Genomic DNA, 25,824 nt, shown 5'->3' with positions numbered 1-25,824 from the left:
TGATCAGGGCTCCAGTACCACCTTGCCGGCCCGGCTGCGGTTCTCGGCGAACACCAGTGCCGCGGAGACCTCGCTGAGCGGGTAGCGGGCGGCGATCTGCGGCACGATCACTCCCTCCCGCAGCAGGTCGAGCACGATGCCGAGGTCGGTGCGCAGGCGACGGCGGAACGCGGCCCGCCGGGTGAGCTGGCCGGCCCAGAAGTTGTAGAAGCCGGCCCGGTGGCCGTTGGGCAGCGCGTTCCAGGTGTAGAGGCGGGTCAGCAGCTTCACGAAGACCCACGCGACCGACTGCCCGGTGCCGACGGCGGCGGCGTTGCCGTAGACGACCAGCTTGCCGCCGGGGGCGAGCAGGGCGTACGAGGTGCGTACGCCCGGGCCGGCGACCGGGTCGAAGACGGCGTCGACACCGCCCGGCGACAGCTCGCGGACCCGCGCGGCCATGTCCGGGTCCCGGTAGTCCAACGGTTCGACGCCGAGTTCGCGCAGCCCGGCGTGGTGCCGTTCCGCGGCGGTGCCGATGACCCGCAGGCCGAGGTGTCGACCGAGTTGGACGAGCACGCTCCCGACGCCGCCGTTCGCGCCGTGCACGAGGATGGTCTGCCCGGCCGTCAGGTCGGCGTCCCGCAGCATCTGCCAGGCGGTCACCCCGTTGACGACCACGGTCTCGGCCGCGGCGGGGTCCAGACCTCCCGGTACGGGGGCCAGGGCGTCGATGTCGACAAGCGCGTGGGTGGCCCAGGCACCGGTCTTGGTGACCGCCGCCACCCGGGTCCCGACGAGCGCGTCGTCGCCGCCGGGACCGACCGCCCGGACGGTGCCGACGAGGTCGTAGCCGGGCACGAACGGGAACTTCGGCTGGCCGGGGTAGAGCGCGTGGCGCATCTGCTGCTCGGCGAACGAGATGCCGGTGGCCTCGACCTGGACGAGCGCCTGCCCCCGGGCGGGGACGGGCATCGGGCGCCGGTGCAGCAGGAGGCCGTCGGGCTCCACCACGCCGGGCAGTACCACTTCGGTGATCGTCGTGTCGGTGGTCATCGAGCTTCCCTTGTTTGTAAGTGTGTACTCACACACTTGGCGGGCTCAAAAAGTGGGCCGCCGAAGCGGCCCGGCAATCGGGGTCGGTCAGGGGTGGCGAATGCCGGCGGTCAGGGCACGGGCCCAGGGTTCCGGGACCTGCTCCAGGCCCGCGGTCACGATCAGGTGGCACAGCTGGCCGTACGCGAAGAACTGCTGCACCTGCGCGTCGCTGGCGCCGGCCCGACTCTGCACGAAGGTCGCGACCCGCCGGTAGCCGGCCCGCACCGCCTCGGCGACCTCTGGGATGTCCGTGACGGCCTGCGCCTGCACCTGGAAGAGCAACAGGTCGCGATCGGCGATCAACTCCGCGTAGGCACCGCCCATGGCGTCGAGGATCTCCTGCGGGCTGTCACCCCCGGCACGCTCCGCACCCGCCTCGATCGCGTCGGCAATCCGGTCGAAACACGCCCCGGCCGCCGCCACGAACAAGCCGAGCTTCCCGGAGAAGAGCCGGAAGACGTACGCCTCGGAGATGCCGGCGGCCGCGGCCACGGCGGTGACCGGGGTGGCGTGGAACCCGGCGCGCGCGAACACCGACACTGCGGCGTTCAGGACGGTGACCCGGCGGGCCTCGGCGGTGGATCGCATGTTTGTAAGTGTGCACTCACAAACAAGTGCCGTCAAGCCCGTCGCTCCGTCATGCCGTCCGCCGCTCGGGCCCGTGACGCGATCCGGCCATCAGGGTGCGATGCGCAGCTGCCGGATCGCTGTGTCGTCGTAGTCGCTGAAGCGGTACCGGAGGCCGGCGAACGGACTGCCGGGAAAGTCGCCAGTGATCGTCGCGGTCACGACGGTGCCGGCGGGAGTCTCCTCGACGTCGGTGATCTCGTACGACACCAGCGGCACGGCGCGACGCCACTGGCGGATGGCCTCGATGCCCCGGTGCTCGGTCGACTCGTCCTCGACCACGGCGTCCTCGGCGAAGAGGCCGAAGTAGTCCTCGGAGTCGGGCTGGCCGGCTAGCTCGAAGTAGCGACGGATGATGGCCGGTGCGGCCTGGGTGACGGTCATGGCGGGAACCCCTTCCGGACGTCGCTGGGCAGCATGGGGCGCACGTCACCAGGACGTCGTATAGTTACTTCTGAACTAGCACCTACTAACTTCGACACTAGCACCTACTCGGGAGAGGGCACAGTTGTGGCCGGGAAGATCCGCTTGGAGGACCGCGAATGCCCGCTGTCCAGCGCGCTGGGCCACGTGGGCGAGTGGTGGACGCTGCTGATCCTGCACGACGCCTTCGACGGGTACACCCGGTTCGACCAGTTCCAGGCCAACCTGGGCGTCTCGTCCAGCATCCTGACCAGCCGGCTCAGGACCCTCACCGGCCAGGGGTTGCTCGAACGTCGCCGATACCAGACCAGGCCCGACCGCTACGAGTACGTCCTCACCGACCTCGGCCGCAGCCTGCGCCCCGTCGTCGTCGCCCTCGCCGCCTGGGGTAACTCACGCCTCGATCCGAGCGAGCGCAGCATGATCCTCGTCGACCGGACCACCGGGGTGGAGGCCGACCCGGTGATCGTGGACCGCCGCACCGGTCGCCCGCTCGACGACGCCGATTTCGTGTTCGCCGCCGGCCCGGCCGCCAGCGAGACCATGCGCAAGCGCTACGAGCACATCCCCACTCAGGCGACCCCGTAGCGCCCCGAAGGGGCTCACTCCAGCGGATAGAGGCGGGCCGGGTCGCCGGGTCGGAGGCTGTCCGGCACGTCGTCGGCGCTGCTGGCGGCGATCGAGCCGAGCAGCGCCAACGAGCGGGCGGACTCCGTACCGGGCTCGGCGTGGTAGATCACGAGCAGTTGCCCGTCCGCGCCCGCCACCGCGAGCTTGTCGCAGTACAGGTCGAGGTCGCCCACCTCGGGGTGGTGCAGCCGGCTGACGATGCCCTCCCGTCGACGCACCTCGTGGCGCGCCCACAGCTGCCGAAAGCAGTCGCTCTTGAGTGACAACTCCCCCACCAGCGCCGTCAACCGTGGGTCGTCGGTGGCCCCGCCCGAGTCGGCACGCATCTGCCCCACCACGCTCTGCATCGCCTGCCGCCAGTCGCGGAACAGCTCCCGCTCGGCCTGGTCCAGGAACACCGCGCGGAGTCGGTTGGCGCCCGGGGCGAGATTCGGCGACAGCGCCCTCGCCATCGGGTTCGAGGCCAGGATGTCGAGGTAGCGATTCTGCACGAAGGCCGGCATGGAAAGCTGCCGCAGCAGGTGCAGGATGCTGGCCGGCACCCGCTCGGCGGCCGGTCGGGCCGCCCGGCGCGACCGCGCACGGCTCAACCCGATCATGTACGCGGTCGCCTCCGGATCCAGATGCAGCACCCCGGCGAGGGCATCGAGGACCTGCACGGAGGGGTGCCGCTCGCGACCCTGCTCCAATCGGAGGTAGTAGTCGGCGCTGATGCCGGCCAGCATCGCCACCTCCTCACGCCGCAGCCCCGGAACCCGGCGCAGGCCCACGCCCGGGCCGAGCCCGACGTCCTCGGGCCGGGTCTGCTCCCGGCGGGCGCGCAGGAATTCGCCGAGCGGGTTCGTTGCGTCCATGCCACCGACGGTAGATCGCCGGACGGCCCGGTGACTGGCTGTGTCACTACCAGGAACAGCTCGCCCTGCCGCCCGGGCCGTTCCCGGCGGACAGTCGTCGAAGGGCCGGTTCCGAACGGCCGCAGATGTCACGACGACTACTGACAAGAGGATGAGATGAGCGAGAACCTTCCCGGCGGTGCCCTCACCCCCGCTGACGGCCTCACCCTGAGCCGGATGGGCTACGGGGCGATGCAGCTGGCCGGCCCGGGTGTCTTCGGCCCGCCCCGCGACCGCGAACAGGCGCTCGCCGTGCTCCGCGAGGCCGTCGACCTGGGCGTCCGACACATCGACACCAGCGACTTCTACGGGCCCGTCGTGGTCAACGAACTGATCCGCGAGGCGCTCCACCCGTACCCCCAGGGTTTGCACCTGGTCACCAAGGTCGGCGCTCGCCGCGGCGCCGACCGCTCCTGGATCCCGGCGTTGGAGCCGGACGATCTCAAGGCCCAGGTACGGGAGAACCTGGAACACCTCGGCCTGGACGTGCTCGACGTGGTCAACCTGCGGGTAGGCGTGGCGGAGGGCACCGGCGACGAGCCGCTCGGTGCGCAGTTCACCGCCCTGGCGGAGCTGCGGCAGGAGGGCCTGATCCGGCACCTCGGGCTCAGCAACGTCACGCTCGACCAGCTCACCGAGGCCCAGGCCATCGCGCCGGTGGTCACCGTGCAGAACCTCTACAACCTCGCCAACCGGCAGGACGACGCCCTGGTCGACCGGTGCGCGGAGGAGAACATCGCGTTCGCGTCGTTCTTCCCGCTCGGCGGGTTCACGCCGTTGCAGTCCGACACGCTCGACGGCGTGGCCGCCCGACTGGGTGCCTCACCGCAGCAGGTCGCCCTCGCCTGGCTGCTCCAGCGCTCCCCCACCACCGTGCTGATCCCCGGCACCTCCAGCGTCGCGCACCTGCGGGAGAACATGGCGGCGGCCGACCTCAAACTGCCGACCGACGCCATCGAGGAGCTGGACGCGCTCGGCTCCTAGTGTTGGTGCGGCCGGTTGCGGATCAGGGTGAGCGCAAGCACAGCGGTGAGCAGGAAGACGACGCCGTTGATCCGCAACCCGGCCTGGACACCGGAGGTCAGTGCCTCGGCGATCGCCGCTCGGACCGGGTCGGGCAGCGGTTGGCCGCCGTTGGCGCCGGATGCCACCGCCGCCTGGACGGCGGCACGGGTGGGTTCGCCGACCTGGTGCGCGGCGAGCCGGTCCGGCAGGTCGGCCACCATCGTGGTGGTGAGGAGCGTGCCGAGCAGGGACGAGCCGAGCACCGAGCCGACCTGGCGGGCGGCGTTGACCGCGCCGGAGGCCATGCCGGCCTGGGCGGGCGAGACGCTGGCCAACGCCGCCGCCGTCGCCGGCGCCACCACCAGGCCGCCGGCCGCGCCGAACAACGCGAACAGCGCCCAGCGGTCACCGAACGACGTGGTCGGCCCCTGGTTCGCCAGCGCGAAGCTGGCCACCGCACCGAGGACCAGGCCGAGGGTCAACGGCGCCTTGAATCCGGTACGACGAATCGCGCGCCCGGCACCGAAGGCGACCAGCACGTACGCGCCGAAGAGCACCAGCATCCGCCAGCCGGTGTCCAGCGGGCTGAGCGCCTGGGCACGTTCGTGGAAGAGGACCAGCAGGATCGCCACGCCGGTGAAACCGAACAGCGACACCGCGGCGACGACCATGACAGCGCTGAACGACGCGGACCGGAACAGCCGCACGTCGAGCATTGGCGCGCTGGTCCGCAGCTCGACCAGAACGAACGCGACAAGTGCGACGACCGCGACGACCCAGGCCGTCGACACCACCGGGCTGGTGTAGCCGACCTTGCCGCCCTGGATCAGCGCGTAGACGGCGGCCGCGATGGCGACGGTGCCCAGCAGCAGGCCGGGCACGTCGAGTCGGGCGGCGCTCGGCCGGGACTCGGCCACCCCGACGGCGGCGACGACGAGGGTGACCAGACCCAACGCGATCGTCGACAGGTAGACGCTGTGCCACTGGTGGTGCCGCAGCAGAGTGCCGGCGATGAGCGGGCCGATCGCGAGCCCGATGCCGGACGCCGCCGACCACGCGGTGATGACCTCGGTCCGTCGGTGCGGGTCGGTGAAGGTCGCGCCGAGGATCGCCAGGCTGTTCGGCAGGATCAGGGCACCACCGAGGCCGGCGACCAACTGCCCGACGATCACCCACGCGACGGTCGGAGCGCCCGCCACGACGGCTGCGCCGACGATCATCGCGACGACCCCGGCGCCGAACATGCGCTTACGCCCGTAGCGGCTGCCCAGGGTGGCCGCGGACAGCACGACGCTCGCCACCATCAGGGTGTAGGCGCTGGGGATCCAGATCAGGGTGGTCGGGTCGACTCCCAGGTCCCGCTGGATCGTGGTCAGCGCGGAGACCGTTGCGGTGATCTGCAGGAACGTGATCATCGCGCCCAGGCACATGGCGATCAGGGTCACCGGGCGGGAGCCGCGCAAGGATGAGCGGGCGGTGCCGGCTGGCCCGGGTGCCGCCGGTCCAGGTGGGGTCTTCCCGGGTGGGGTCGCTCCGGGCGGGGTCGGGGCCGTGGCGCTGGTGGTCACTGAAGATCCTTCAGGCTGGTGGTCTGACTTGCGTATGCTGAAGTCAGACCACCCAGTGAAGCACCTGGCTAGCCTTCATGCAAGTCAGGTAGGCTGGACGGCATGGAGGACCTACGAGACGATCGCGATTCCTGGACGAGCGAAAACTGCTCGGTGGCCCGGGCGATGGACATCGTGGGCAGCAGGTCAACGGTCCTGATCATGCGCGAGGCCCTGCTCGGCACGCGCCGCTTCGACGACTTCGTCCGCCGGGTCGGCGTCGGCGAGCCCGCGATGGCCGCCCGCCTCAAGGAGATGGTCGCCGCCGAACTGCTCGAACGAATCCCCTACCGGGAGCCCGGGCAGCGCACCCGCCACGAGTACCAACTCACCCGCAAGGGCCGCGAACTCCTGCCCGTCATCACCGCGCTGCGCAACTGGGGCGACACCTGGGCCGCCACCGACACCGGCCCGTCCGTCGTCGCGACCCACCACGACTGCGGCGAGCCGATCCGCGCGGTGCTGCGCTGCGCCGCCGGCCACGAGATCGCGGACGGCGACATCGACATCATCGCCGGCCCGGGCCTCGTCCGGCGCAACTGACACTTCGAACACGGCCGGACCGGCACCCCTGCCGCCACTCAGGTCGCGCGGCACCCCCGGTCCGGCAACTCTTCCTGGCCGCCCGCCTTTGCCGCACCCGTCGCCGCGCTTCACCACGCACTCTGCGGCGTTGTCTCGCAAGCCAGCACACTTCCAGCCGTAGCGCGGCCCTGCCAGCTCAACGCCGATCGCACCCGAAGCAATCGATCATGGCGACTGAAAGTGTCGTACACCTGTTCTAGTCTCGGGTCATGCTCGAGGAGTTGGCGCAGGCAGACGACGCGGTCGCCGCCTGCGCCGACGCCGCCGCCTGGGCCCTGCCGGAGCACGAGCTGATCGCCGCACTCGACGCCGCGCACCGCTTGGAGCAACGGCTCGCCGCCGTCAAACTCGCTCTGGTCCGCGAGCTCGACGGCCGCTGCACGCCCCGCGCGCAAGGGGCCTCCTGCACCGCGGTCTGGCTACGCGAACGACTGCGGCTGACCGTCCCCGCCGCCCGCCGCCTGATCGACCTCGCCACCGCCCTGGACGCCGGCAACCCCGGCATCCGACAAGCGCTGGCTGATGGTGCCATCAGCCTGGACCAGGTCCGGGTCATCGCCGACACCGTCGACGCCGTGAACAGGTCGGCCGACGCCGAGGCCGCCGACAAAGCGGTCGGTGTGCTCGTCGGCTGGGCGAGCCAGTTCGACCCCACCCACCTACGCAAACTCGGCGCCCGCATCCTCGACCACGTCGCCCCCGACATCGCCGACGCCGCCGCCCAAGCCGCCCTCGACGCCGAAGCACGCCGCGCCACCCGCGACCGGCACCTCACCCTGTCCGAACAGAGCGACGGTCGACTCCGACTCACCGGCACCCTCGACCCCGAAACCGCCGGCCTCTTCCGCGCCGCCATCGACCCACTGACCGCCCCGTCCGCACCGGACGACTCCCGTTCCCCCGGGCAACGCCGCCACGACGCCCTCGCCGAACTCTGCCGACTCACCCTCCGGACCGACGAGCTGCCCGACAGCGGTAGCGATTGCGCTCAGATCGTCGTCACCACCGACTACGACGCGCTCACCGCAAAGCTCGGCACCGGCACCCTCGACACCGGCCTGCAACTCACCGCGGAAACGGTGCGCCGACTCGCCTGCGACGCCACCATCCTGCCCACCGTCCTCGGCGGCGCTGGCCAGGTCCTCGACGTCGGTCGACAACGCCGACTCATCAGCGGGCCGCTGCGCCGCGCCCTCTTGCTGCGCGACCGGGGATGCGCGTTCCCCGGCTGCGACCGACCACCCCGCTGGTGCCACGCCCACCACATCCACCACTGGGCCGACGGCGGCCAGACCAGCCTCAACAACGCCGTCCTACTCTGCGGCCACCACCACCGCCACCTGCACCACAGCGACTGGACGGTGCGGCTGGCCGGCGACGGCCACCCCGAGTTCGTGCCGCCGGCCTGGCTCGACCCCGAACAACTCCCCCGCCGCAACCACTACCACCGACGAACGTAAGAGCAGCCAGCCGACGCCCGAGCAGCCCTTCAAGCCGGGCAACCACATCCGCGCGTGGCTCCGAGGCGACCGGACTTGCCACTGGTGGCGGGCCGGGGCGTGCTGGCGCTGCGCTTCGCCGACTCGATGGGACGCAGCGCTGGGCTGCCCGCCTAACAACGCGGACGGACACTCCACCTGTTCACCGAGAGCGGGCTGCTCCACGCCACTCGACAGCGCGGGCTGCGCAGATGCGTCCGTTCCTACAACGCGCCTAGCCGCTCTTCCCGCTCGACTGCGCACGCACTACTCCGGATACTCAGCGACGCGGGAAGCCGCCCGGCCGCACGCCGCGGAACACCGAGCAACCGCACGCCTGGCCCGCGCCTGCGGTAATGCACCACTGCCCAGCTCAGGGTGTCGCCAGCCGCCAGGCGCGGACCAGTGCTGGCACGTCGGGATACCGGGCGGCCGGCGCCTGTCTCGTTGCTCGTTCCACGACCCCGTAGGACAGGCATCCGGAGTCCTGGGCGCCGAAGACCACGAAGGCCGACTCGACCGACGGCACAGGCAACCGACCAAATGGCACGGATCCCCCATGTCTGCGCTCCCAAATGACGCGCAAAGTACCCGTTGTGTTACGAGCTTGTTTCCAAGATGACAGCCAGGTTACGGGTGCTTCTCGATGATCGATACCGATCCTAGGTTTCGGCCACCGTCATCAGTCGTGGCGGCCGGCACCGAACGTGGAGGCAACGACGTGCCACAACCGAACGCACATCGGACCGGACGGGCCAGGTACGGGGTCAGCATGCTGGCCGCCGTGGCGCTGACCGCGGCCGGCCTGACCAGCCTGCCCGCCAACGCAAGCGCCGCGCCGGCGAGCAGTGGGCCGACCGCCCGCTACCTCGTCCAGCTCGCCGAGGAGCCGCTGGCCACCTACACCGGCGGGGTTCCCGGGATCGCGGCGACCAAGCCGGTCGACGGGGCCAAGCTGAACCGCACGTCCGGCAGCGCCAACGCGTACCGGGATCACCTGCGCCAGCAGCGTGAGTCGGTGCTGGACCACGTCGGTGTTCCGGCCGAGCGCACCCGCGTCACCATGGAGACCGCGTTCAACGGCTTCGCCGCCGACCTGACCGGGCCGCAGGCCGCCCGGCTGCGCGCCACCGACGGTGTCCGAGCGGTGTACGAGAGCCAGAAGGTGCACGCCGCCACCTCACACACCCCCGACTACCTGGGCCTGACCGGCAAGGGCGGGGTGTGGAAGAAGGAGTTTGGTGGGGACTCCCACGCCGGTGAGGGCGTGATCATCGGGGTCATCGACAGCGGTTACTGGCCGGAGAGCGCGAGCTTCGCGCCGCTGCCCAGCCCGCGCCCCGACCAGGCCGTCATCGACGCCAAGTGGAAGGGCACCTGCGACGTCGGCGTCGAAGCGCCGGTCACCTGCAACAACAAGGTGATCGGGGCGCGCTGGTACAACGACAGCGGCATCGCCGAGGCGTTCCCGGACGACTACTCCTCGCCGCGCGACCGCAACGGCCATGGCACCCACACCGCCAGCACCGCGGCCGGCATCCACGGCGTGCGGGCCACGTCGGGCACCCAGGACCTGGGCATGATCTCCGGCATGGCGCCGGCCGCGCGGTTGGCGATCTACAAGGCTTTGTACGACAACGGTGCGGGCGGCGCGACCGGTACCGACATCGACATCGTGCACGCCATCGACGACGCGGTCGCGGACGGCGTCGACGTGATCAACTACTCGATCGGTGACGACACCGAGCGGTTCGGGGCGGTCGACGCGACGTTCTTCAACGCGGCCGCCGCCGGGGTGTTCGTCGCCGCCGCCGCCGGCAACTCCGGCCCGTTCGCCAACACCGTCGACAACTCGACGCCCTGGCTGACCACTGTGGCCGCGAGCACTACCGATCGGCAGAACACCCGGAAGCTCACCCTCGGCAACGGCACCACCATCGCCGGTGTGGGCATGGGCGAGACCGGCGTCGGGCCGGCCCGACTGGTCTTCGCGAAGGACAGCGCAATCGACCCGGACGGTGCCTACGGTGCCGGTCTCTGCGCCGACGACACGTTGGATCCGGCCAAGGTCAAGGGCGCGATCGTGCTTTGCCTGCGGGGCGAGATCCCGCGTACCGACAAGAGCATCGAGGTGGCGCGGGCCGGCGGCGTCGGCATGGTGCTGTACAACGACGAGCTGAACTCCCTGAACGCCGACGTGCAGGCCGTGCCGACCGTGCACATCAACGAGGTCGACCTGGCCACGGTCACCGCGTACGTCGCCACGGGCAACGCCACGGCGACCATCTCGCCGAGCAAGCTGGAGACGGTCGAGGCGCCCTCGGTCGCCGCGTTCTCCTCGGCGGGCCCGTCGAACCTGAACGCCGGTGAGCTGCTCAAGCCGGACATCAGCGCGCCCGGTCAGGACATCGTCGCCGCGTTCTCCCCGTCCATCGGCGGCAACGACTTCGCACTCGAGTCGGGCACCTCGATGGCGGCACCGCACATCGCCGGTATCGCCGCCCTGCTGCTGGCCAAGCACCCCGGCTGGTCGCCGGCGGCGGTCCGCTCGGCGCTGATGACCAGCGCGGTGGACAAGACCGACAAGGGCAACCCGATCAAGATCGGCACGTACGACGCGACTCCGCTGAACTACGGTGCCGGCCAGGTCGAGCCGGGCAGCGCCTTCGACCCGGGCCTGGTCTACGACTCCAACCAGCAGGACTGGATCCAGTACCTGTGTGGGGTATCCGCCGACCGTGGCGGCGACTACGGGCTCGGTGACCTGGACGGCTGCGATTCGGTCGGGCCGATCGACACGGCGCAGCTCAACTACCCGTCCATCTCGCTGGGCCGGATGGTGGGCAAGCAGACGGTGACCCGTACGGTCACCAACGTCAGCGACGAGAGCAGCACCTACTCCTCGTCGGTGCAGGCCCCGCCGGGCTACACGGTCAAGGTCACCCCGAAGAAGCTGCAGATCCGCCCGGGCAAGAGCGCCCGCTTCACCGTTGAGGTCACCAACACCGGTGGCGCCTTCGACACCTGGGCCGACGGTTCGCTGACCTGGCGCGACCAGTTCAAGCACGCGGTACGCAGCCCGCTGGTCGTGCACAACTCCGGGCTGGTCGCCCCCGACGCCATCACCGGCAAGGGCACCTTCGGCAGCGTCCGGATCGCCGCCGAGGTCGGCTACCAGGGTCAGCTGATCTCCCAGCTCTCCGGCCTGACCTCGGGCACCAGCAACGTGGTCACCCTGAAGGGCGACGGACCGAGCTGGGACTGGAGCACGTCGAACAACCTGCCGGTGCCGCTGCCCGCGTCGATCAGCAGGACCACCCTGCACGTGCCGGCCGGGACCCGCAGCCCACTCGTCCAGGTGACGTCGCAGCGGCCCACCTGCTCCCACATCGACTGGGACGACGAGGAGGGGGTGATGGAGTGCACCGAGTTCAGCCTCAACGTCTACGACAAGTTCGGGAAGTTCGTCACCGCCACGGCCAGCGGTCGGGACGGCGCCAAGGTGACCCTGCCGGACGGCGCCGGGGACTACATCGTGGTCGTCGAGCAGGAGTTCACCGAGAACACCAAGGACGGCGCGAACGCGTACACCGTGACCAGTTACCTGCCGGGCGCGCCGGGGACCTCCACCGGCCGCTTCACCATCGACCCGAAGCAGCGCAGCGTGCGGCCGGGCACGACGGCGAACCTGACCCTGCGATGGTTCGGCCTCGCCCCGGGTCAGCGCTACCTCGGCGTGCTGGAGTTCCGCAACGGTGACGGCTCGCTGAAGACCGTGCCGGTCACCGTCCAGTCCTGACCGTGCCGACGGGCCGGCGGAAAGGCGTGTGACCCAGGTCACCGCCGGTCCGCCGGCCCACCGTCGCGTCGGGCAGAGGTGATCTGCTCGGCCCCACGGTGATCGACGGTGGCGAGGACAAGACACGGGGCGGCGGGAGCCCAACTCCCGTCCGCCCCGAACGTCTGCGCGGACCCGTCGAGTTCGTCGGCCGGGCGGCGGAGCTGGCCCAGTTACGCCGGCTCGTCGCAACCCCGCCCTGCCTGATCCTGTTGGAGGGTGAGCCGGGGATCGGCAAGAGTCGACTCGTCGCCGAACTGCTCGCCGAACTCCCCGGGCGGCACCTCATCGGCGAGTGCGACGACGTGCCCGAGCCCTTCCCGCTCGGCGTGCTGCTGGACGCGATCCGGGGCAGCGCCGACCGACTCGGTCCGCTCAGCCCGGTGGCCGGCGCACTCGCGCCGCTCCTGCCCGAACTGTCCGACGTCCTGCCGGACGCGCCGCCCCCGTTGGTCGACCCGGCCGCCGAGCGACATCGCCTGCTCCGCGCCGTCGCGGCGGTGCTCGCCGCGCTGAGCCCGGCCACGCTGTTGCTGGAGGATCTGCACTGGGCGGACCCGGCGACCTGCGAACTCCTCGCCTACCTGAGCACGCACCCGGTGGAAGGGCTGGCCGTGGTGCTGACCGCGCGTACGGCGACGCCGGGGAGCAGTACGCCGATCCACGACGCCCTCGCGCGGACTCCCCCGTGGAGCGTCACGCGCGTCGCGCTCAGCCCGCTGGACGCCGACGACGTACGCCGATTGGCGGCCCGCACCCTGCGGCTCGATGATCCGCCGCAGCAGCTGACCGCCACCCTGCTCGACCGCACCGCCGGCATCCCGTTCGTGGTCGAGGAGGTGCTGCGGACGCTCGCCGAGCGGGGCGGCGACCCGTTGGCGGACGACAGTGTCCCGTTCGTCCTGCGGGACGTGCTGCTCTGGCGGCTGCGCCCGCTGGACGAGGCCACCCGGGAGGTGCTCGGCGCGGCTGCCGTACTGGGGATGACGCCCGATCAGCGCATCCTCGCCTCGGTGCTCAGCCTGGACCGGGTGGCGATCGGCGCGGCGTTGACCGCCGCGCACCGGGCGGGTCTGCTGCACGACGCCGGGGACGGCCTGCGGTTCCGCCACGACCTGGCCCGACAGGTGGTGTACGACCTGGTGCCCCGGGAGAGCCGGGAGTGGCTGCACCTGCGGGTGGCGCGAGTGTTGGAGCAGGAGCTGCCGAGGCCGGTGGCCCAACTGGCGCACCACTACCGTCGGGCCGGCAGCGGGGCCGACTTCGTCCGCAACGCCGAGGCGGCGGCCGACCTGGCCACCGAACGCGGCGACGACGCGACCGCCGCCAGCTTCCTGCTCCAGACGATGGACATCGCCGAGCTGCCCCGACCGGTACGGGTTCGGCTCGCCGCGAAGCTGGGCCGGTCGGCCATCGACGGGCTCAGCCAGGCCGAGGCGATCCCCGTGCTGGAACGACTGCTCGCCGACCGACGGCTGCCGCCGGGCGCCCGAGGTGAGCTGGGTCTGGTGCTCGGGCGGATGCTGCGCCAGCAGGGCGAGGCGCTGCGCGGGTACACCGAGATCGAGCGTGCCGTGCCGTACCTGCGCGCGCCGCGCCGCAAGGCCCCGGCGCTCGCGGTGCTGGCCGCCCCCGACACCGTCGTCGGCCGGCACGTCGACGACCACCTGGACCGCTGCGCGGAGGCGGAGACCGCCGCGGCGGCCAGCGGGGATCCGGCGGCGCACCTCGCGGTCCGCATCGCCCGAGCCTCGCTGCTGCTGGAGTTGGGCGACCCGGTGGCCTGGGCGATCATCTCCGAGCTGCGCGCGTCCGCCGAGTTGGCCGACCGGCCCCGCGAACATGCGCGGGCCTGCCTGAACTGGGCGCAGGGCGCGCTGCACGCCGGTCACCCGGAGCAGGCCGACGCGCTGCTGGCGGCCGGTCGGGCGCTGGTCGACGAGACCGGGTACGAGCGGCTTACGTCCCTCGTGGAGGCGACCGAACTGTCACTGGACCGGGCCGCCGGCCGACTGGACGGGCTCGCCGAACGGCTCCGCCGGTTGGTTGCCAGCGCCGAGCGGATGCCGGTCACCCTGCTGGACGCGCGGGCCGAACTGGCGACCGTGCTGGCCCGTACCGCCGGCACCGCGGGCGACCGCAGCGCCGGGGGATGTGCCTGCACCGCAAGCGGCGGCAGCGCCGAGGAACCCGGCGACAGGGCCGAAGGCCACGGCGGCGGCGAGGGGCGCGACGACGTGGAGGTGGCCGAACGGGCGCTGCGGGAGGTGGTGGCCGACGCCCGGCGGGTCGGTGCGATCTGGCCGCTGGTGCAGGCGCTCTCGGCGCTGGCCCGGCTCACAGTGGCCGAGCGTCCAGAGGAAGCCGTCCGGCACGCGGCGGACGCGCTGTCGCTGGTACGCGGAAAGGGCATCCTGGCGTGGGCCGCCGAGGCCGTATTGGTGCTGGCCGAGGCGGCAGCCGCAGCCGGTGATCCGGGGCGGGCCGCGGGAGCGGTGGCCGAGCTGGAGGCCGGGATCGCGGGCCGGGACGCGCCGCTGGCCCTGGCCGTCCTACGCCGATGCCGGGAACTCGTCCCGGCCTGAGCCACGCTGACTGGGTGGCGGGCCGTCAGGTCGACGGCCCGCCACCGTGGGTCAGAGGGTGACCTGGTGCACCCGGTCGTCGACACCGCGTACCGCCAGCCAGGCGCTGCCGTTGGCACCGGCGGCGGCGCCGGGCGCACCCCGGAACGCGTCGGTGGCGAACTCACCGCGTCGGAACCAGCCGCCCCAGGCGCCGTCGGCCAGGTTGCGCTGCCAGAGCCGGTTGTCGGCGGCCAGCGCGAACAGGTAGACCCGGCCGGACGTGGCGAGCAGGGTCGGGCTGCCGCTGGTGGTGCCGCCCAGGCTGGTCCAGGCCGACCAGGTGGTGCCGGTCCGGCTGCTCCACCACACCTCGTCGGTGCGGCTACGGACCGCCACGTGCAGCACGCCGGCGTCGTCGACGACCGCGCTCGGCCGACCGTAGAACGGCCGGTTCTCGGGAGCCCCGACGCCGGTCCAGCCGGCGCTCGGCGTACGCGACCAGAGCTTGCCGTCGGCGCCGCGGGCGACGAGGGTCCACTGCGTCGGGTTGGTCCAGGCCACAGTGGGCGCGTCGGTCAACGTGCCCCCGAGGCTGCGCCACGGTCCCCAGCTGCCGGCCGCGTAACTGCGCTGCCAGGCGGCGTTGTCGGTGCCGCGGACGAAGACGTCGAGCCGCCCGTCGGCGGAGCCGTACGCCGCCGGCTGGCCGAGGATCCGGCCGCCGACCGGGCCGCCGAGGGAGGTCCACCGGCTTCCCCAGGTCGTACCGGAGCGGGTGTTGACCGCCAGGGCGCCCCGCGCGTCGCGGACGAAGGCGGTGGCGTGCGTGTCGTCCACCCGGACCAGCGCCGGGCTGGCGCTGGCGGTGCCACCGAGGTCGGCGCCGGCGACCTGGTCGGTGCCGGTCAGGCCGAGCATGGCCACCCCGTGCGCCGGCACCTCGACGGTGTACGAGCCGGTGAACGGCTGCGCCCCCGGGGTGTTCGGCTGGGCGTCCACCGTGGTGCGGGACCACAGGTCACGAACCTTGACCGACCCGCCGAGGGCGACGTCGGCGAAGTTCACAGTGATCTGCTGAGCGCTGTCGTGCCGGTTGAGCAGTGCGACGGCCCGCTTGCCGGAGCCAGCGAGGACCTTGCTCCACACCTGCGCGTCGGTGCCGGTGTCGGCGACCTTGACGCCCTGCCGGACCAGCGGGTCCTGGTCCACCGCGATGATCTCCGGGTTGGTCAGCGCCGAGATCATCTCCTTCGGCAGACCACGCGGGTCGGAGCCGATCACCAGCGGCGCGGCCATGATGGCCCACATGCCGAGCTGCGTCTTGGACTCGTCCAGGCTCAACTCGTACCCGCCGTCGGGCAGCGGACGCATCGGCAGCAGGTAGTCCGGGTCGTTGTAGTGCCCCGGTCCGGTGGCCGCCGGGTGGTACGCGTTGACGTCCATGTTGCGCAGCACCCACGGGTACGCCCACTGCGGGCTCGGGTCGGTGAGCCCCACGTCGGTGTAGGTCCGCCAGGAGTCGGCGATGGTGGGCGCGTACGTGTAGCTCCAGGTGGAGAGCTGCTCCGGGGTGTACGGGCCGCCGCCCCAGTCCGAGCTGACCGGGTTGCAGATGTTGAGCAGCATCGGTCGGGGCGACTGGCGTACCGCCTCGGCCAACTCCCGGAAGGTGGTCTCCGGGTCGAGGCCGGCGGCCCGGCCGCAGAGCCAGTCGGCCTTCAGTGCGTCGAAGCCCCAGCCGGCGAACTGGGCGATGTCGGCCTGGTAGTGGCCGTTGCTGCCGAGCCCACACTGCCCCGGCAGGTACGGGCCGGCGTCGGTGTAGATGCCGGCCTTCATCCCCTTGCTGTGGATGTACGCGGCCAGCGCGGCCATTCCGCCGGGGAAGCGGGCCGGGTCGGCGACGAGCTGACCGGCCTCGTTGCGCGGGGTGGGCGCGGCCCAGTTGCCGTCGATCCAGACGTACGTGTAGCCGGCGTCCCGCAGGCCACTGTGGACCATGTAGTCGGTGACCGACCGTACTTCGGCCTCGGTGGGGTCACCACCGAGACCGAAGTAGGTGTTCCAGCCCTGGTAGGGCGTCGGGGCGAGGCCGCTGTTGAAGAAGGTCGGCGCGCCCTGGTCCTCCGCCCCGGTGGCGGCCGGGGCGTGACCGGGACGGCCGGGCCCGTGGCCGGCCTGCGGTGGGTCGGCGTGGGGTGGGCCGGCCATCGCCGGCGTCGGGCTGGCCAGGCCCAGGCCGAGCACGGCCAGGGCAGCGGTCAGCTGTCGGTTCAGGCGCATGGAGGTACTCCTGTCCCTCGGGGGTGGGGGTGGTGGTGCTCCGATCTCAGTCGCGGGTCAGCACGATGAGGTCGGCGTCGTGGGTCGCGCTCCATTGCACGGGCAGGCCGACAGTGGCGAGGTGGCTGCCGGCGTAGTGCCGATCGCCGTGCGAGTAGCGGGCCGTCGGGTCGAGGCCGCGCAGGGGTAACCGGACCGGGCGGGACGGAAGCAGCCCCGCGCCGTCGAGCCGGCCGGTGTGCCAGGCCAGGACGACCACCTGGTTCTCGTCCGGCGCGGTGTACTGCACCGCGCAGCGGGCCTGGTCGGGGCCGCCGACCAGGTGCACCTCGCCGTGCGTGACGACGTCCCGGATCTCCTTGTAGCGGGCGATCCAGCCGGCCGCCTCGGCCCGCTCGGCAGGGGTCCACGCCCGGATGTCCGCGCCGATGCCGAGCACACCGGCCATCGCCAGGACGAACCGGAACGCCAGCGTTCGGGGGCGGGGGTCGAACAGGCCGGGCGCGTCGGTGACCCAGGAGCTGAGCAGGTGCGGGGCGTTGGCGTGCAGGAAGCCGTACTGGATGGCCAGCCGGTCCAGCGGACCGGTGTTGTCGCTGGGCCAGAAGACGTCGGCCCGGGCGGCCATCGCCAGGTCGGTCCGCGCGCCCCCGCCGGCGCACGCCTCGATCAGCACCCCGGGATGGTCCCGGCGCAACCGCTCGTAGATCCGGTGCAGGTTGGCGACGTGCGCGCCGTCCAGGTCGAGCGGGCCCGTTCCACCGGACCGACCCGGCTCGGTACGCGGCCGGTTGAAGTCCCACTTCAGGTAGTCGATGTCGTACCGGCGCAGCAGGTCGTCGACTGTGGAGTGGACGAACTCGGCGACCTCCGGCCGGCCCAGGTCGAGCAGGTACTGGTTACGGACCGGGGTGAGCGGCCGGCCGTCGACGGCGTAGACCCAGTCGGGGTGCTCGGCGTACAGGGAGGACTTCGGGTTGACGCACTCCGGCTCGACCCAGAGCCCGAAGTTCAGTCCGAGGGCGCGGACGTCGGCGATGAAGGTGTCGAACCCGGCCGGGAACTTCGCCGGGTCGGGTGTCCAGTCGCCCAGCCCGGCGGTGTCGTCGTTGCGGCCGACGAACCAGCCGTCGTCCACGACGAACGTCTCCACGCCCAACTCGGCGGCGATCCGGGCGAGCGCGAGCTGACTCTGCGCCTCGACGGCGAAGTAGGTCGCCTCCCAGGAGTTGTAGAGAACCGGGCGAGGGCTGAGCCGCTCCCCGGCCAGCATCCGCTGGTGGGTGTGCCAGACCCGGGCCAGCCCGTCCAGGCCGTCCGGGCTGTACGCCCCGGTGACCACCGGCAGGGCCAGCCGCTCGCCAGCGGCCAACTCCAGCGGGCCGTCGACCAGTTGACGGCCGACCCGGACCCGGGTCAGACCGCCGGTGTCCCGCTCTGCGCTGATCTCCCACGAGCCGGTCCAGGCCAGCGCCATCCCCCAGGCCGGTCCGGCCGGCTCGGCGGTGTCGCGCACGGCCAGCCAGGGCACGTGCAGGTGCCCGGGTACGCCCTGGGAGCTGCCGATGCTGAACGCGCCGTGGCCCAGCTCGACGTGGGAGAGCTGGAACTCCTGCGCCCACTGCCCCCACTGGTGGCTGAGCAGGGCGCCGTGCGGCGTCGGTACGCAGAACCCGCCCGATCCGGCCCGGACGACCCGCAGCGCGTCGGTGCCGTCGTTGGCCAGGTCGACCCACCGCTGCACCACGTCGGTGCCGACGGGCACCCGGTAGTGCACTGTGGCGCGCAGCCCGGTGACCGGGTCGGCGAACTCGACGGCCAGCTCCCGCTGGTCGGCGTCGATCCGCGCGTCGGTGTGCACGAAGCCCACCCGCCGCTGCCCGTTCGACGTCTCGATCACCAAATCGGCGCCGGTGAACGGGCGGTCGGCGTCGGTGGCGTACTCGATGGGGGCCGCGTCCCCGGCGGTGAGGAACGGGACCGGGCCGTCGTAGGCGACCGGCGAGGGCCCGTCGGAGACGCCGTGCGGCCCCCACGCGACGAGTTCCAGCCAGCGACCGTGCGCGGGCACCCGCACTGTGTACTCGGTGTGCGTGCCCCGCAGCGTCCAGCGCTGCCCGGCCTCGGCGGTCACTTGACCGCTCCGAGCGCCAGACCGGAGACGAAGTGCCGCTGGAAGCGGAGGAACACCGCGACGGTGGGGACGGCCGCGATGACCGTACCGGCGGCGATGACGTTCCAGGACGACACGAACTGGCCCTGGAGGGCGAGCAGCGCCGGGGTGACCGGCATGTTGTCATCGGTACGCAGCACGGTGATCGCCCAGAGCAGGTCGTTGAAGATCCAGGTGAAGGAGAGCGCGCCGAGAGCGGCCAGCGCGGGTCGGGTCAGCGGCAGCATCACCTTGGTGAAGATCTGCGCCGTGCCGGCGCCGTCGATGGTGGCCGCCTCCTGGATCTCGCCCGGCAGATCCCGCATGAAGCCGTGCAGGACGAACGTGTAGAAGCCGAGCCCGAAGCCGACCTGCACCGCGATCAACGCCCAGAGCGTGTCGTAAAGGCCGGTCAGCTCGCTGAACTTGGCCACCGGGATGAGCAGGATCTGCGGTGGGAGCAGGTTGCCGGCGAGCATCAGCAGCAGGATCGTGCGCCGCCCGGGGATCCGGAAGCGACTCAGCGCGAACGCGGCCATCGCGGCCAGCCCCAGGCTCAGCGCCACCGATGGGACGGTGACCAGCATGCTGTTGATCAGTGCGCGCAGCTCGCCACCGTCGGTCCACGCCTGCCGGTAGGTGTCCAGGGTGAACGAGCGGGGCAGGCTGCCCACGCCGTGCGCGGCGATGTCGTCGAACGACCGGGTGGACATCACCACCACCCAGAGCACCGGGCCCAGCCAGAGCAGCGAGAGCAGGATCATGCCGGTGTGGAAGGCCCCGGTACGGAGCTTGTTCATGACGCTTCCTCCCGGAACGCGCGGACCAGGTAGCCGAGGATGACGGCCAGCGCGAGCACGAAGATCACGACAGCGATCGCCGAGGCGTAACCCAGCCGGAGGCTCTGGAACGCGGTCGAGTACATGTAGGTGCTGAGCAGCTCCGACGAGTGGTACGGCCCACCCTTGGTCAGCGACCAGACGATGTCGAACGAGCGCAGCGAGTCGATCACGATGACCGACAGCACCACGGCGTTGACCCCCTTCATCTGGGGGATGGTGACGTGCCACAGCCGCTGCCAGGAGTTGGCGCCGTCCATCCGGGCCGCCTCGTGCAGCGCCGGGTCGATCGCCTTCAACCCGGCCAGGAACAGCACCATCACGTACCCGATCTGCCGCCACAGCGCGGGCAGGATCACCGCGTACAGGGCGGTCTGCGGGTCGGCGAGCCAGGGCCGGATCAGCTGTTCCAGGCCGACCGCCCGCAGCAGCGTGTCGGCGATGCCGTCGGGCTGGTAGAACACCCGCCAGACCAGCGCGGTCACCACCAGCGAGAACACCACCGGGGTGAACAGCGCGGCCCGGTAGAAGCCGACACCGCGCCGCTCCTTCTGCAGGACGAGTGCCATCCCGAAGCCGCCCAGCACGGAGAGGCCGCCGAAGAGCACCAGCCAGATCACGGTGTTGACCAGCGCACCCCGGAAGGTGGCGTCGCCGGCCAGCTCGACGTAGTTGTCGGTGCCGACGAAGGTCGGCGGTGTCATCCCGTCCCAGCGGGTGAGGGAGAACCAGAAGCCCTGGATCGCCGGCCAGAAGACCCAGACGCTCTCGACCGCGAACGGCACGAGGACGAACGCCACCAGCAGCGGCGACAGTCGAGCCGACCGTCGCCGCCGCCGGGTGGGGGTGACCGAAGTCGTGGAGATCGTTGCTGTCACGTCAGCCCTTGAAGACCTTCTCGGCGCCGGCCTGCCACTCCCGCAGGATCGCGTCGATCTGGTCCGGCTTGTCGATGAACTTGGTCAGCGCGGTGTCCGCGGTCGGCTGGAGCGCGTCGCTGGAGTCGCGGTTGAAGAACTGGGTCAGCTCCTCGGCCTCGTTCAGCATCGCCTTGCCCTTGACCACCAGGGGCGAGTCCGACGCCTTGGCCTTGGGGTTGGCCGGCAGCACGATGCCGGAGCTGGCCTTGACGTACGCCTCCTGGGCCTCGACCCCGGCCAGGTAGCTGAGCAGGGCCTTGGTGCCGGTCGGGTTGGCGGTCTTCGCGCTGGCGAAGAAGCCGTCGGTCGGTGCCTCCTCGGCCAGCGGCACCGCCGGGTCGATGATCGGGAACCGGAAGAAGTCCAGGTCGCCGAGCGCGTCCTTGGGTGCCGCGTCGGCGAAGAACGTGCCGATCAGGAACATGCCGGTCTTGCCGGCCAGCAGCGCGGTGGTCGCCTCCTGGAACGGGTACGCCTTGCCCTTGGGGTCGAAGTAGGGCAGGGCCTCGCGCCAGCGGGTGAAGACCGCCTTGACCTTCGGGTCGTCGAAGCGCTGCTTGCCGGCGAGCAGCTCGCGGTGGAACGGCGCGCCGTTGATCCGGATGTTCAGGTAGTCGAACCAGGCCGAGGCAACCCACGGGGTGTCGCCGAGGCCGATACCGATCGGCGGGATGCCCTTGCTCTTCAGCGTCTCGCACAGCGCCAGGAACTCGGTCCAGGTCTTCGGCTCCTGCACGCCCCACTTGGCGAAGTTGGACTTGCGGTAGAAGAAGCCCCACCAGTAGTTGTTCATCGGCACGAAGATCTGCTTGCCGCTGGCGTCGGTGGAGAGGGTGCGCAGCGACTGGGGGTAGTCGTCCAGTGACTTCCACACCTCGGACACGTCCAGCAGCAGGTTCTTGCTGGCGTAGTCGTTGGCGACCGAGCCCGCGTACCAGGTGTAGAGGTCCGGCGGGTTGGCCGAGGTCAGGTAGGTCGGCAGCTGGGTCCGGAAGGTCTCCGAGGCGATCGTGTTGAGGCTCGCGGTGCCCTTGCCCTGCGCGTTGAAGGTCTCGATCAGCTTCTCCATCGCCGCCTTGGCCTGCGGCGAGGAGAGGTTGGACTGGATGGTGACCGCGCCCGAGCCGTTGCTCGTGGTCGGCCCGCTGGCGGAGCTGGCACACGCGCTGAGGAACGAGCTGGCGCCGAGCGCGCCCAGTCCGGCGAGCCCAAGGTGGCCAAGGAATCGCCGGCGACCGGGGTCGAAGTCGCTCACGGAGGTATCCCTTCCTTTACGACACTCAGCGTCACCACGCGATGTGTCGTCCATGTGAATGCTGTGACCAGAAGGTTGCATCGACCCTCGCCGGCTGTCAAGATATCTTCGTAATTAATGATTAGACGAGACCAAGGCGAGGGTCAGGTGGATCAGCCTATGCGCCGGCTTGAGGGCAAGAACGCGCTGGTCACCGGCGCGATGGGTGGGATTGGCACGGCCATCGCCCGGCGGCTCGCCGCCGAGGGGGCAGCGGTTGCGCTGCTCGACGTGGCCGACCCGGCCCCACTGGCCGACGAACTGACCGCGCGCGGCGACCGCGCACTGTCCGTAGTGGGCGATGTCAGCGACGAGGCCGACTGGACGGCCGCCGTGAGCGCCGTACGGGACCACCTCGGCCCGGTCGACATCCTGGTCAGCACCGCTTACGCCGTGCGGGTCGCCCCGGCGCACGAGACCAGCCGGCAGTCCTGGGACCACCAGCTCGGCGTCAGCCTCACCGGCTCCTTCCTCGGCGTCCGCGCCTGCCTGGACGACCTGCGGGCACGCTCCGGCGCGGTGGTGCTGATCTCCTCGGTGCACGCGCTGGTGGGGTTGCCCGGCCGGCCCGCGTACGCCGCGGCCAAGGGTGGCCTGGTCGCGCTCGGCCGCCAACTCGCAGTCGAGTACGGCCCGCCGGTCCGGGTCAACACCGTGCTGCCCGGGCCGATCCTCACCGCCGCCTGGGCCGACGTGTCCGAAGAGGACCGCCAACGCAGCATCGCGGAGACCGTCGCGAAGCGCTTCGGCACACCGGACGAGGTGGCCGCCACGGTCGCCTTCCTCGCCTCGCCGGACGCCGCCTACATCACCGGCGCGAGCCTCGTGGTGGACGGTGGCTGGACAGCGGTGAAAGCCTCGGCCTGAGAGATCGATACCGACCAGCGAAAAGGCCAGGAGCATTGGCACAGTACGCACGCCGCGGCGTCCACGGGCAGACCGTCGAAGCGATCGCCCGTCGCATCCTCACCGGCGAGATCGCCGCCGGCGCGACCCTGAACATCGTCGCGTTGCAGGAGGAGTTCGGCGTCAGCCTCACGGCGCTCCGCGAGGCGCTGAAGGTCCTCTCAGCCAAGGGCATCGTGGACGCCCGACAGAAGCGCGGCACCTTCGTCCGACCCCGCGCGGACTGGAACCTGCTCGACGGCGACGTGATCCGCTGGCAGTTCGCCGAGGGCACCGACCAGCGGTTGCTCGACCAACTGCACGAGGTGCGCGCCATCATCGAACCGGCCGCCGCACGGCTGGCCGCCACCCGCGCCACCGAGGACGACCTGACCGCCCTCGACCGGGCGCTGGCCGAGATGGCCCAGGCCAACGGTGATCCCGCCGCCGCCATCGTCGCCGACCTCGCCTTCCACCGCGCGCTGCTCACCGCCACCCACAACGAGCTGCTCGAGCGGATGGAGGTGGTGATGGAGACCGGGCTCGCCGAACGGGACCGGCTGGTGCACGGCGGCACCGCGCACGACGACCCGGTGCCCAGCCACCGCGCGGTGGTCGACGCGCTGCGCGACCGGGACGAGACGGCGGCCGAGACCGCGATGCGTCAGTTGCTGGACAAGGCCGTCCGCGACGTCGAGAAGGCACGGGGACGAAGGGGCAGTCAGTGAAGATCGCGCGGATCGAGACCTTCCTGGTCGCGCCACGGTGGTTGTTCTGCCGGGTGGAGACCGACGACGGGCTGGTCGGGTGGGGTGAGCCGGTGGTCGAGGGCCGCGCCGAGGTGGTGCGCAGCGCGGTCGAGGTGCTCTCCGAATATCTGATCGGTGCGGACCCCCTGCGCATCGAGCAGCACTGGCAGGTGCTCACCAAGGGTGGCTTCTACCGGGGCGGCCCGATCCTCTCCAGCGCGGTCGCCGGCCTCGACCAGGCGCTCTGGGACATCGCCGGGCAGGCGTACGGCGCGCCGGTGCACGCGCTGCTCGGCGGGCACGTGCGCGACCGGGTCCGGATCTACTCGTGGATCGGCGGGGACGAACCCGGTGAGGTGGCCGACGCCGCCGCCGCGCAGGTCGCCGCCGGCCTCACCGGGGTCAAGATGAACGCCTGCGGGCGGCTCTCGCCGATCCCCACCTCGGCCGAGGTGGACGCGGTCATCGGCCGGGTGGCCGCCGCCCGCGAGGTGCTCGGGCCCGACCGGGACATCGCTGTGGACTTTCACGGTCGCGCCGGAATGGCCGCCGTCCGCCGGATCCTGCCCGAACTGGCCGCCCTGCGCCCGTTCTTCGTGGAGGAGCCGGTGCTGCCCGATCAGGCTCACCACCTGCGCGACATCGTCGCCAGCACGCCGATCCCGGTGGCCACCGGCGAGCGGCTCTACGGGCGGTCCGAGTTCCTCGACCCGTTGCAGGCCGGGGTCGCCGTGGTCCAACCGGACCTGTCGCACGCCGGTGGGATCTCCGAGGTCCGCCGGATCGCCGCGCTGGCCGAGACGTACGGCGCGCTGCTCGCCCCGCACTGCCCGCTCGGCCCGATCTCGCTGGCGGCCAGCCTTCAGGTGGCCTTCGCTACGCCGAACTTCCTGATCCAGGAGCAGAGCATCGGCATCCACTACAACGCCGGCTCGGAGTTGCTGGACTACCTGGTCGACCCGGAGCCGTTCCGGTTCGTGAACGGGCACATCGCCCGCCTCGACCGACCCGGGTTGGGCATCACTGTCGACGAGGCGGCGGTCCGCAAGGCCGCCCAGACCCCACACGCCTGGCGCAACCCGGTCTGGGAGCACGCCGACGGGTCCTTCGCCGAGTGGTGACCGACGTGCGGCCGGTGGCGCTGCGGGCGGCGTACGACGCGGCGCACGGCGGCCGGTGGACGAGTCTGCGCGGCGGTGGCCGGGAGTGGCTCTGGCGTGGCCCGGAACCCGGCCGCCACGAGGTACGCCCCGACGACGCGTTCGTCGACGCCGGTGGGCTGGAGGAGTGCCTGCCCACCGTGCGCGGCGAGCCCGACCACGGCGAGGTGTGGTCGCGGCCGTGGAGCAGCGCCGGGCCCGGGACCGTGGTCATCGAGCGGCCGACGTTCACCCTCACCCGCCGGATCACCGACTCCGGCGGCGCGGTGGTGGCCGACTACCGGCTGGCCGCCGACCCCGGGCACCGCTTCGTCTGGGCCGCGCACGCCCTGCTCGACCTCTCCCCGGCCGCCCGCCTCGACGCGCCCGCCGGCACCCCGACCCGGCTGCACCCGGAGGCCGCCACGCTCCTGCCGCCGGGCAGCTGGCCCACCGGTGACCCGTGGTTGACCGGGCCGTGGCCGACCCCGGCCGGGTTGACAGTGGCCGGGCTGACCCTGGACATGTTCGGGCCGGACGACGGGACCGCGCTCGGCGCGGTGCTGCTCGACTGCGCCCGGGTCCAGGTGGTCGACGGAGCCGACCGGCTGACTCTGGAGCTGGAGTGCGCCGACCAGCCCCGCAGCACCGCGCTCTGGCGCAACCTGGGCGGCTGGCCGGCGAACGGCCCGTACCGGAGCGTCGGCATCGAACCAATGCTCGGCGCGGCCTTCGACCTGGCCGACGCCGGCCCCTCCGACGCGGCGGTCGTCCCGCCCACCGGCGAGGTCACCTGGCGACTCACCATCTCCGCCCACCGCAACCACTGAGGA

Annotated in this window: 20 protein-coding genes; 10 read left to right on the top strand and 10 right to left on the bottom strand. The window is 71.7% G+C overall.

Features of this window, described 5'->3' with window-relative positions; genetic code table 11:
- Positions 1–3: 3 nt before the first annotated feature.
- From ACQRWP_RS31100 to ACQRWP_RS31090, 3 genes are all read right to left on the bottom strand, one after another.
- Entirely contained in the window at positions 4–1,035 is a 1,032-nt protein-coding gene (locus ACQRWP_RS31100; protein ID WP_430499769.1) for a medium chain dehydrogenase/reductase family protein, read from the bottom strand.
- A gap of 87 nt (positions 1,036–1,122) precedes the next feature.
- A complete protein-coding gene (locus tag ACQRWP_RS31095) occupies positions 1,123–1,665 on the bottom strand; it encodes a TetR/AcrR family transcriptional regulator (RefSeq protein ID WP_354944028.1) in 543 nt (180 codons plus the stop codon).
- A 90-nt stretch (positions 1,666–1,755) separates the two neighbouring features.
- Positions 1,756–2,088, bottom strand: coding sequence for a nuclear transport factor 2 family protein (locus tag ACQRWP_RS31090; RefSeq protein ID WP_430499768.1), 333 nt, complete (start codon positions 2,086–2,088; stop codon positions 1,756–1,758).
- 144 nt (positions 2,089–2,232) lie between these two features.
- On the opposite strand from ACQRWP_RS31090, the gene ACQRWP_RS31085 reads away from it, so the two are divergent.
- The gene (locus ACQRWP_RS31085) at positions 2,233–2,715 is read left to right on the top strand and encodes a winged helix-turn-helix transcriptional regulator (protein WP_430499767.1); all 483 of its coding nucleotides are present in this window, start codon (positions 2,233–2,235) and stop codon (positions 2,713–2,715) included.
- Positions 2,716–2,729: 14 nt separating this feature from the next.
- Here the strand turns inward: ACQRWP_RS31085 and ACQRWP_RS31080 are convergent, their stop codons facing one another.
- Positions 2,730–3,611 carry a helix-turn-helix domain-containing protein gene (locus ACQRWP_RS31080; RefSeq protein WP_430499766.1) on the bottom strand — a complete coding sequence of 294 codons (882 nt, stop codon included), beginning with the start codon at positions 3,609–3,611 and terminating at the stop codon, positions 2,730–2,732.
- Between the two features lie 156 nt (positions 3,612–3,767).
- Here ACQRWP_RS31080 and ACQRWP_RS31075 point away from each other — a divergent pair, with 156 nt between their 5' ends.
- Complete coding sequence (locus ACQRWP_RS31075) at positions 3,768–4,634, top strand: oxidoreductase (RefSeq protein WP_430499765.1); 867 nt, start codon at positions 3,768–3,770, stop codon at positions 4,632–4,634.
- On the opposite strand, the gene ACQRWP_RS31070 is transcribed toward ACQRWP_RS31075, so the two are convergent.
- Entirely contained in the window at positions 4,631–6,223 is a 1,593-nt protein-coding gene (locus tag ACQRWP_RS31070) for an MFS transporter (protein WP_430499764.1), read from the bottom strand. The two genes, ACQRWP_RS31075 and ACQRWP_RS31070, sit on opposite strands and share 4 nt — an antisense overlap.
- Positions 6,224–6,325: 102 nt before the next feature.
- Here ACQRWP_RS31070 and ACQRWP_RS31065 point away from each other — a divergent pair, with 102 nt between their 5' ends.
- The 4 genes from ACQRWP_RS31065 (at position 6,326) to ACQRWP_RS31050 (ending at position 14,748) form a co-directional block, all read left to right on the top strand.
- Complete coding sequence (locus ACQRWP_RS31065) at positions 6,326–6,805, top strand: winged helix-turn-helix transcriptional regulator (protein ID WP_430499763.1); 480 nt, start codon at positions 6,326–6,328, stop codon at positions 6,803–6,805.
- Between the two features lie 251 nt (positions 6,806–7,056).
- The gene (locus ACQRWP_RS31060; protein ID WP_430499762.1) at positions 7,057–8,307 is read left to right on the top strand and encodes a DUF222 domain-containing protein; all 1,251 of its coding nucleotides are present in this window, start codon (positions 7,057–7,059) and stop codon (positions 8,305–8,307) included.
- Positions 8,308–9,046: 739 nt separating this feature from the next.
- Positions 9,047–12,124 (top strand): S8 family serine peptidase, encoded by a 3,078-nt coding sequence (locus ACQRWP_RS31055; protein WP_430499761.1) that lies wholly within the window; start codon positions 9,047–9,049, stop codon positions 12,122–12,124.
- A 98-nt stretch (positions 12,125–12,222) separates the two neighbouring features.
- On the top strand, positions 12,223–14,748 hold the full coding sequence (locus tag ACQRWP_RS31050) for an ATP-binding protein (protein ID WP_430499760.1): 2,526 nt from the start codon (positions 12,223–12,225) through the stop codon (positions 14,746–14,748).
- 51 nt (positions 14,749–14,799) lie between these two features.
- On the opposite strand, the gene ACQRWP_RS31045 is transcribed toward ACQRWP_RS31050, so the two are convergent.
- From ACQRWP_RS31045 to ACQRWP_RS31025, 5 genes are read right to left on the bottom strand one after another with little or no spacing between them, the layout of a single operon-like run.
- Positions 14,800–17,013, bottom strand: coding sequence for a glycoside hydrolase family 27 protein (locus ACQRWP_RS31045; protein ID WP_430499759.1), 2,214 nt, complete (start codon positions 17,011–17,013; stop codon positions 14,800–14,802).
- A 46-nt stretch (positions 17,014–17,059) separates the two neighbouring features.
- Entirely contained in the window at positions 17,060–19,147 is a 2,088-nt protein-coding gene (locus ACQRWP_RS31040; RefSeq protein WP_430499758.1) for an alpha-galactosidase, read from the bottom strand.
- Positions 19,144–19,965, bottom strand: a complete 822-nt coding sequence (locus ACQRWP_RS31035; protein WP_196920834.1) for a carbohydrate ABC transporter permease — start codon at positions 19,963–19,965, stop codon at positions 19,144–19,146. The genes ACQRWP_RS31040 and ACQRWP_RS31035 overlap by 4 nt, the downstream gene beginning before the upstream one ends.
- On the bottom strand, positions 19,962–20,882 hold the full coding sequence (locus tag ACQRWP_RS31030) for a carbohydrate ABC transporter permease (protein WP_124818439.1): 921 nt from the start codon (positions 20,880–20,882) through the stop codon (positions 19,962–19,964). The genes ACQRWP_RS31035 and ACQRWP_RS31030 overlap by 4 nt, the downstream gene beginning before the upstream one ends.
- Before the next feature lies 1 nt (position 20,883).
- Positions 20,884–22,179, bottom strand: a complete 1,296-nt coding sequence (locus tag ACQRWP_RS31025; protein WP_430499757.1) for an ABC transporter substrate-binding protein — start codon at positions 22,177–22,179, stop codon at positions 20,884–20,886.
- Positions 22,180–22,338: 159 nt separating this feature from the next.
- On the opposite strand from ACQRWP_RS31025, the gene ACQRWP_RS31020 reads away from it, so the two are divergent.
- The 4 genes from ACQRWP_RS31020 to ACQRWP_RS31005 are packed head-to-tail and all read left to right on the top strand — an operon-like array spanning position 22,339 to position 25,821.
- Entirely contained in the window at positions 22,339–23,085 is a 747-nt protein-coding gene (locus ACQRWP_RS31020) for an SDR family NAD(P)-dependent oxidoreductase (protein WP_430499756.1), read from the top strand.
- 35 nt (positions 23,086–23,120) lie between these two features.
- A complete protein-coding gene (locus ACQRWP_RS31015) occupies positions 23,121–23,831 on the top strand; it encodes a FadR/GntR family transcriptional regulator (protein ID WP_430499755.1) in 711 nt (236 codons plus the stop codon).
- Positions 23,828–24,973 (top strand): galactonate dehydratase, encoded by a 1,146-nt coding sequence (gene dgoD / locus ACQRWP_RS31010; RefSeq protein WP_430499754.1) that lies wholly within the window; start codon positions 23,828–23,830, stop codon positions 24,971–24,973. The genes ACQRWP_RS31015 and dgoD overlap by 4 nt, the downstream gene beginning before the upstream one ends.
- The gene (locus tag ACQRWP_RS31005) at positions 24,967–25,821 is read left to right on the top strand and encodes a hypothetical protein (RefSeq protein ID WP_430499753.1); all 855 of its coding nucleotides are present in this window, start codon (positions 24,967–24,969) and stop codon (positions 25,819–25,821) included. The genes dgoD and ACQRWP_RS31005 overlap by 7 nt, the downstream gene beginning before the upstream one ends.
- Positions 25,822–25,824 lie beyond the last annotated feature (3 nt).

The organism is Micromonospora trifolii (assembly GCF_050516465.1).
Taxonomy (GTDB): domain Bacteria; phylum Actinomycetota; class Actinomycetes; order Mycobacteriales; family Micromonosporaceae; genus Micromonospora; species Micromonospora trifolii.
Note: the sequence above shows the minus strand (reverse complement) of the source record. Positions and strands in the feature narration are given on the sequence as shown.